Source organism: Streptobacillus felis (assembly GCF_001559775.1).
GTDB classification, from domain to species: Bacteria; Fusobacteriota; Fusobacteriia; order Fusobacteriales; family Leptotrichiaceae; genus Streptobacillus; species Streptobacillus felis.
The window spans coordinates 1-8,043 of sequence record NZ_LOHX01000052.1; the positions used below are offsets into that span (position 1 = coordinate 1).

Annotated in this window: 10 protein-coding genes; 8 read left to right on the top strand and 2 right to left on the bottom strand. The window is 26.2% G+C overall.

Annotated features, from left to right (window positions below; translation table 11 throughout):
• The first annotated feature begins 408 nt into the window (after nt 1-408).
• From glmU to AYC60_RS00710, 8 genes are read left to right on the top strand one after another with little or no spacing between them, the layout of a single operon-like run.
• Complete coding sequence (glmU, locus tag AYC60_RS00675; RefSeq protein ID WP_067320027.1) at nt 409-1,749, top strand: bifunctional UDP-N-acetylglucosamine diphosphorylase/glucosamine-1-phosphate N-acetyltransferase GlmU; 1,341 nt, start codon at nt 409-411, stop codon at nt 1,747-1,749.
• 21 nt (nt 1,750-1,770) lie between these two features.
• The gene (locus tag AYC60_RS00680) at nt 1,771-2,757 is read left to right on the top strand and encodes a ribose-phosphate diphosphokinase (protein WP_067320053.1); all 987 of its coding nucleotides are present in this window, start codon (nt 1,771-1,773) and stop codon (nt 2,755-2,757) included.
• Nucleotides 2,750-3,301 carry an L-threonylcarbamoyladenylate synthase gene (locus tag AYC60_RS00685; RefSeq protein ID WP_067320030.1) on the top strand — a complete coding sequence of 184 codons (552 nt, stop codon included), beginning with the start codon at nt 2,750-2,752 and terminating at the stop codon, nt 3,299-3,301. Before AYC60_RS00680 ends, AYC60_RS00685 begins: the two co-directional genes overlap by 8 nt.
• 1 nt (nt 3,302) lies before the next feature.
• The gene (locus AYC60_RS00690) at nt 3,303-3,758 is read left to right on the top strand and encodes a viral A-type inclusion protein (protein ID WP_067320033.1); all 456 of its coding nucleotides are present in this window, start codon (nt 3,303-3,305) and stop codon (nt 3,756-3,758) included.
• 16 nt (nt 3,759-3,774) lie between these two features.
• Entirely contained in the window at nt 3,775-4,815 is a 1,041-nt protein-coding gene (locus tag AYC60_RS00695) for a GspE/PulE family protein (RefSeq protein WP_067320035.1), read from the top strand.
• Nucleotides 4,793-5,395, top strand: coding sequence for an HAD family hydrolase (locus AYC60_RS00700; RefSeq protein WP_067320038.1), 603 nt, complete (start codon nt 4,793-4,795; stop codon nt 5,393-5,395). The genes AYC60_RS00695 and AYC60_RS00700 overlap by 23 nt, the downstream gene beginning before the upstream one ends.
• Nucleotides 5,388-6,122 carry a tRNA pseudouridine(38-40) synthase TruA gene (gene truA, locus AYC60_RS00705; RefSeq protein ID WP_067320041.1) on the top strand — a complete coding sequence of 245 codons (735 nt, stop codon included), beginning with the start codon at nt 5,388-5,390 and terminating at the stop codon, nt 6,120-6,122. The genes AYC60_RS00700 and truA overlap by 8 nt, the downstream gene beginning before the upstream one ends.
• 8 nt (nt 6,123-6,130) lie before the next feature.
• On the top strand, nt 6,131-6,628 hold the full coding sequence (locus tag AYC60_RS00710; protein ID WP_067320044.1) for a hypothetical protein: 498 nt from the start codon (nt 6,131-6,133) through the stop codon (nt 6,626-6,628).
• Nucleotides 6,629-6,793: 165 nt separating this feature from the next.
• Here AYC60_RS00710 and AYC60_RS00715 read toward each other — a convergent pair whose 3' ends face one another.
• Both AYC60_RS00715 and rpsP read right to left on the bottom strand, forming a co-directional pair.
• A complete protein-coding gene (locus AYC60_RS00715) occupies nt 6,794-7,591 on the bottom strand; it encodes a Cof-type HAD-IIB family hydrolase (RefSeq protein WP_067320047.1) in 798 nt (265 codons plus the stop codon).
• 61 nt (nt 7,592-7,652) lie between these two features.
• Nucleotides 7,653-7,919, bottom strand: coding sequence for a 30S ribosomal protein S16 (gene rpsP, locus AYC60_RS00720; protein ID WP_067320050.1), 267 nt, complete (start codon nt 7,917-7,919; stop codon nt 7,653-7,655).
• Between the last annotated feature and the right edge of the window lie 124 nt (nt 7,920-8,043).

An 8,043-nucleotide genomic window follows, 5' to 3' on the forward strand; every position in this document is an offset into this window, starting at 1 on the left:
CCTGAGCCAGGATCAAACTCTTCATTCAATATATTTTCTATATTTTTAAATTCTTCACCTTTTTGTCAGTTTGTTTCTCAAAGTTATTGTTCTTACCTTAAATTGACTTCTTGTCTTTCTTGTTTGCTTTATTTATTCCTTTTCTTTCCATTGTCCTCGTCCGTTATGGACATTAATAATCTTACCATAAGACCCCCCTCTATGTCAAGAACTTTTTTCTTTTTTTATACATTTTTTATGTACTACTATATATAGTTTTTATTCTTGGATTTCTCCCCAATATTTTGTATATTAAAAACTATAATTTAAACATATTTCCCCCAATTACGTATAAATATATGATATATATTGTAATAAAATAGCAAAAATGATATAATCTATATATATTTAATATAAGTAGGTGATTTTGTGATTTCAATTATTCTTGCTGCAGGTAAAGGTACAAGAATGAAGTCAAACATCTCTAAGTTAATGCATAAAGTAAACGGACAACCTATGATAGTTAAGCTTGTTAAAACTCTTGATGATGCAGGTATTAATAAAAACATCTTAATATTAGGTTATCTAAAAGAGCAAATACTTGAAGTATTAGATCTTGAACATGTAGTTCAAGAACAACAACTAGGTACTGCTCATGCCGTTATGATAGCAAAGGATAAAATATTAGAAAATAACGATGATATTTTAATATGTAATGGAGATGGACCTTTATTAACTGTAGAAACAATTAATAGAATGAAAGAAAAATTTAAAAATGATTCTTTAGATGCTCTAATTCTTTCTTGTGAAGTTAACAATCCTCATGGTTATGGTAGAATAATCAAAGAAAATGGAAGAGTTACTGACATAATAGAAGAAATAGATACAACTATAGAGCAAAAAAACATTAAAGAAATAAATGCAGGTGTTTACTTATTTAAGAGAACTTCTCTTTTATCAATATTAGATAAATTTAATAACGATAACAAAAAAGGAGAATACTATTTAACTGATGCAGTTAAGCTATTAAATGCTGAAGGGTTAAAGGTTGATAGTTTAGTTCTTGAAGATGAGAGAGAAATGTTAGGAGTTAATTCTAAATCACAACTTGCAATGGTTTCTAAAATATTAAGAGATAGAAAAAACGAAAAACTTATGGATGATGGGGTAATACTTATAGATCCTAATACTACATATATAGAAGAAGATGTGGAAATAGGACAAGACAGTGTTATATACCCTAACGTATACATAGAAAAAGGTACAAAAATAGGAAGTAACTGTACTATTTATTCTGGGTCAAGAATAGAAAGCTCAACTATAGGTAATAATGTAAGTATAGATAATAGCGTTGTAGAACAATCTATAATAGAGGATAATGTAAGTGTAGGACCATTTGCACATATTAGACCTAATTCATTATTAAAAGAAAAATCTAAAGTAGGAAATTTTGTTGAAATTAAAAAATCTATATTACACCCTGGTGTTAAATGTGGACATCTAACATATATAGGTGATAGTGAAGTCGGTGAAAATACTAATATAGGAGCCGGAACTATAACTTGTAACTATGATGGTGTTAAAAAACATAAAACTAATATTGGGAAGGATTGCTTCATAGGAAGTAATAGTATATTAGTATCACCTGTTAATATAGGGAACAACGTACTAACTGCAGCTGGTTCAGTAATAACTAATGATATTCCTGAAGATAGTATAGCATTTGGTAGAGCAAGACAAGTCAATAAAATTGGAATAAATAAAAAATAAGAGAAAGTGTGGGATTTCGAAATGTACAACAATCATGAGATTAAAGTTTATGCTGGAACTTCAAGTACAAAATTAGCTACAAAAATAGCTGAAAAACTAGGCGTTAAACTAGGAGACAGAACTATCGTAAGATTTGCTGATGGAGAAACATTTGCTAAATCAAACGAAACTGTAAGAGGATGTAAAGTATTCGTAATACAATCTACATCTAAACCTGTAAATGAAAGCTTAATGGAATTATTAATTTTCATTGATTCATTAAAGAGAGCATCTGCAACTGAAATTATAGCAGTTATTCCTTACTATGGATATGCAAGACAAGATAGAAAAGCATACCCAAGAGAGCCAATTACATCTAAATTAGTGGCTGATTTATTAACAACTGCAGGAGCTACAAGAGTAGTTACTATGGATTTACACGCAAGACAAATACAAGGGTTCTTTAATATCCCAGTAGATCACATGGAAGCTTTACCTTTATTTGCTAAATACTTCTTAGATAAAGGATTTAATTCAGATAATACAGTAATAGTATCTCCAGATGTTGGTGGAGTTAAAAGAGCTAGAGCATTAGCAAAATGGTTAAACGTACCTTTAGCTATTATAGATAAAAGACGTGAAAAAGCTAATGTATCAGAAGTTATGAACTTAATAGGAGAAGTTAGAGGTAAAAAAGCCGTCTTAATAGATGATATAATAGATACAGCAGGAACTATATGTAACGCTGCTTCTGCTCTAAAAAAAGAAGGTGCAGTTGAAGTTTATGCATGTGCTGTACACCCAGTATTTTCTGGACCTGCAATAGAAAGATTAAAAAATTCAGAATTCAATAAGGTTATTGTAACAGATACTATAGAATTACCTGAAGAATCTAAATTTGATAAGTTATCTATAGTTTCTACAGCAAGTATGTTTGCTGAAACTATCAACAGAATCTTTATTGAAGAAGCAATAAGTGACTTATTTGAAATACCTAAAAACTTAGATGTAGAAGGATTAGATGGATAAACCTGTAATTCTTTTCCCTACTGATACAGTTTATGGTATAGGTACTCTTCCTAAAAAAGAAGCTTTAGAAAAGATTTTTAAAATTAAAAATAGAGATAAGAATAAGAAAATTATTGCATTAGTTTCAAAGAAAGAAACTATAAATAAGATAATAAAAACAAATAATTTCATTGATAAAATCATAGATAAGTTCTTTCCAGGAGCTATAACTTTGATTTCAAAATCTACTCCTTTTATCAAAGACCTTTTAGGTTATGAAGATATAGGTGTAAGAATGCCTAATAACAAATTAGCTTTAGAAATTATAGAAAAGCATGGCGGAATATTAATGACTACATCAGCAAACATTAGCGGTAAAGAAGCGCCAAAAACATCTTTAGAAATAGATGATCTTATACTTAATTCTGTCGATATAAAATATATAGATGATAGTAATTTAAGTGGTATAACTTCTAGTATTTTTAAAATAGAAGGAGAAGAAATAACTCTATTAAGAGAAGGTTCCATACCTTTAATAGAGATAGTAAAACTTAAGGAGGAATAATTTGAAAGGTAAGTTAGTAAACCCTAATAACATCTCAGACATGGATGTTATGAATGCAAGAAGTCAAGCAAGCATGGCTGCTTTACTTCAAAAAATAGGAAAAGGTAAAAGAAAAAAAGAAGTAACATTAAGTAAAGGTTCTCAAAAATATTTAGAACAAATGATAGGTGAAATGAAAAAACAAATGGTTATGTATGAAAAACATTTACCTAATTTATTTCAATTCTTTAGCTATGTTGAGAAATCTTTACATGTAGGTAAAAAAGAAAAAAGACCTAAAGAAAAAGTTCTTGCTCTTTCTTTTGAAGAATATGACTTAATAGTTAAACAAATGAAAGATGTTATAAAAGGTTTAGCTTTAGAAAAATCAAAATTAAAATGGTACAACATTATCAAAAAAACTATGTTTAATATGATGACTAAGCAAACAGAAGAATTACTTAAAGAAATGAAGTAATAAATAGGGGTGTTAAATGGGGGAAAATCTATTACAAAAAGCAACTACCCTTGATAGTTGCTTTTTATTTAATTTAGAAAATATTTTAGATTTAGCAATAAATACAAATGCAACAGATATACATATCAGAGAATATGTTGGTAAATGTAAACTAGAACTTAGAATTAATGGAAATATTAAGAATATATCTAATGTGGAAAAATTAAATGTAAAAGAAATTATTGCCAGAATAAAAATACTTTCAAAGCTTAATGTGGCAGAAAAAAGATTACCACAAGATGGTTCTTTTACTTATACATTTATGAATAAGAAGTATGATATACGTGTAGCTACTCTACCTTCATTTTCAGGAGAAAATGTTGTACTAAGAATATTAAACTCTACATTAAAAGACATAAGTCTTAAAGCTTTAGGATTTGAAGACTACGAAATAAAGATTTTAAATGAAGCATGCTTAAAATCTCATGGTCTAATATTAATAACAGGACCTACAGGTAGTGGTAAATCAACAACCTTATTATCTCTAATACATATATTAATGAAAAGTAAAAGAAAAATAATAAGTATAGAAGATCCTATAGAAAACAAAATAGAAAGCATAGTTCAGGTTCAGGTTAAAGAAGAAATAGGTTTAAGTTTTGATAGAATTCTTAAAACAGTACTAAGATCAGATCCTGACATCATAGTAATAAGTGAAATAAGGGATGAAATTACAGCACAAATTGCAATAAGAGCTGCACTTACTGGGCATTTAGTTTTAGCAACATTACATACTAATGATAGTATTTCTACATTAAATAGATTAATAGATATGAATATACCTAAGTATCTTATACTAGATTCACTATTATGTATATTATCTCAAAGACTAATATTTAATGGATACAAACGTATATGTCTGTCTGAAATATTAAAAATGGATGATGAAATAAAAAATATTTTCAGTAATAATACTGACAAAATCATCATTGAAGAAATACTAAAAAATAAAGGATACATGTCCTTAAAAGAAAAACTAGAAAAGAGGTGTGATCTTGAAAAATATTATAGTCTATGACTTTGATAAAACAGTTTATGGTGGTGAAACATCTACTGATTTTATGAGATTCTTTCTAAAAAGAAATCCTAAATATATATTTAGAATATATAAGGTATTTCCTTCTCTTTTTTACTACAAAAAAGATTTAAAAAAATCAAAAGAAATATTTTTCGAAATACTAAATCAAATTGAGATAGATTATTTAAAAAAAGAAATATCTGAATTTTGGAAGGTAAATAAGAATAAAATATTTCCTTGGGTATATAACGAGATAATAAATAATAAGAAAAATTCAGAAGAATTAATATTAATATCTGCAACTCCAGAAATTTTTCTTGAGGAAATATCAAAAGAACTTGGTTTTGACAAATTAATAGGAACTAGATTTATCAAACAAGAAAGATATTTCTTAAGTAAAATAGATGGTTTAAATTGTAAACATAATGAAAAAGTTCTTAGATTAAGGGAATATTTACCTGAATTTAAGATACTTGCATTCTATTCTGACAGCATGTCAGATAAACCATTATTTGACTTATCAGAAAGAAAGTACTATATTGTTAAAGGTATAAAAAGGGAAGGTCTTCCAAATGAATAACATTAAAATTATATATCAATATGATGGAAGTAATTATTATGGATCACAAAGACAAAAAGATAAAATTACTGTTCAAGGAACTATAGAAGATATACTTAAAAACTCATTTAACGAAACAGTAAATATGATAAGTTCCGGAAGAACAGATAAAGATGTACATGCTAAAATGCAAATTTCAAATTTTATACTAAACAAAGATATCAATTTAAATATTATTAAGGAAAAGATAGAAAAATATTCTGACTATTCAATAAAAATATTATCTATAGAAAAAGTTGATATTAATTACAATTCTAGGTATAATAATAATGAAAGAACTTATGAATATATATTATCTAAACAAGAATATATTAGTCCTTTTGAAAGAAAATATATAGCCAGAATAAAATATGACATTCAAATAGATAAATTAAATGATATCTTAAAGCATTTTATAGGATCACATAATTTTTCTAGTTTTTCTAAAAAAGAAAATAAGGCTGACAAAAATCCTATGAGAACCATATATGATTGTTATGCTATTGAAAAAGATAAAAGAATACATATATATGTTAAGGGAAATAGTTTTTTAAAAACTATGGTAAGAATAATAATAGGAACTTCTCTTGCAGTATATGAAAACAAAATTAAAATAGATTTCATAGAAGATGGATTTAAAAATCCTAATCCTGATGCTAAAAAATATGTAGCTCCAGGAAACGGACTCTATCTATATGAAGTAAAATAAGGAGGAAAATGAAAATAACTATACAACAATGTATTTTTTTAATATCAAATTTAACAAAAAAACAAAACAGAATTTTTTTAAACTTAAATTCTTATTCTAATGTTCCATTAAAGGTTAATGGAAAGGATGTTTTTGATAAAGATCAAGCTAAAGAAATGCTTGCTATGTATTTAGAACTTGAAACTATTAACGAAGATTTAGCTACATTAAAAACAGCTTTAAATCATGCTAATGCAACTAATTTAATAGATGGTAAACCTCTATTTTATCATTTAGAAGATGTAAAGAATAAGAGAAGCTTATTAATCTTCTTAGAAAGAGTACTAAGTTCTAATACTTCTAATGCTGAAAGTGGTGTTGGAGTTGTAAATTATGGTGTATTAAATCAAAACGTTTTAAAAGAAGATTTTGATAAATTAGAAAAAGAGGTTAACTCTGTTTCAGAAAGAATTGATCTTGAAAATTCAAAACTAACTGTAGAAGTTAACCTTAAAGGTAAATATTAATATTTTTTGGTAGTAATTCTTTTCCAAAAAGATTTCGAACGGATATTTTTACGATTTATTTATTTTTACGACTTATATTTCCGACCGATTAAAATCTAATATCAAAGAATTACGATGGAGTTTTTACTCAAAAACTTTTTTAGGATGAGTTTTGCCTTTAGATTCCTATATTAAATTAAACATTTCTAACATTTTAACAAATCCATCATTATCTATATTATCTGTAACATATCTTGCTTTTGATTTTACAAAATCTGTGGCATTACCCATGGCAACTGAATGATCTACTACTTCAAACATAGAAACATCATTATTCCCATCACCTATTGCAATAGCCTCACTAGGATCTATATTTAATTTTTCCATAAAAGCCTTAAGACCATTTCCTTTGCTTGCTTTTTTATTTAATATTTCAATACTTATAGGTATATTTCTAACATAGTAATAATCTTTCAAAAAATCTTTATCATTATTTTTTTCAAAATCATCTAATTTTTCACTACTTCCCATTATATTAACTCTTGAAATTTCTATTTCTTTATTTTCATCAAATTTTTCTATTTCCATAGAAAGTATTTCATTATCTTCTATTATTTCAGGGAATATTTCATTTACATAGTATAACTTATTTGGTGTATACACACTTAAATCGTATTCATTTTTCAAACTATTTTTAATATATATATAGTCTGAAATATTTAAATGAAAATGTTTTAATATTTCTTTAGTATCTATATTTTGTACAACTGCACCTGTTGTAAGTATTGCGTAGTTATTTTTTCCTGATAATTTAAGTGTCTCAAACATTTCTTGTAAACTATCTATACTTCTACCTGTATTAACTACTAATTTAATGTCAGATTTTTCTAATTTATGAAATGCATCTATAACTCCTTTAGATAATTTAGAATCCTTTAGTATAGTTCCATCTAAATCAAAAGAAATCAATTTAATTTTATCCATATTTTTCCTTTCTATAAAAGAAAAAACACTTAAATTTCTTTAAGTGTTATATTTCTATTTATTATCTTTTTTTTGAAGCTTCAAATTTTTCCCAAATTCCAGCTTTAGTTAAGATAGACTTAACAGTTTCTGTTGGTTGTGCTCCATTTGATAAGAATTTTAAAATTTCTTCTTCTTTTAAGTTTACTTGATTTTCAGAAACTAAAGGATTGTAAGTTCCAACATAAGCCACTGCTTTCCCGTCTCTTTTTCCTAATGCTTCCATTGCTGCTATTCTATAGAAAGGTGCTTTTTTTCTACCTAATCTAGTTAATCTTAATTTTAACATTTATTTTTCCTCCAAATTTTTATTACAACTAATTTTACATTATTAATTAAACTTTGTCAAGTATTTTTTATTGACAATGTAATAAAAAAATTGAAATGAATAATATTTTATTTTAACTTCTTTC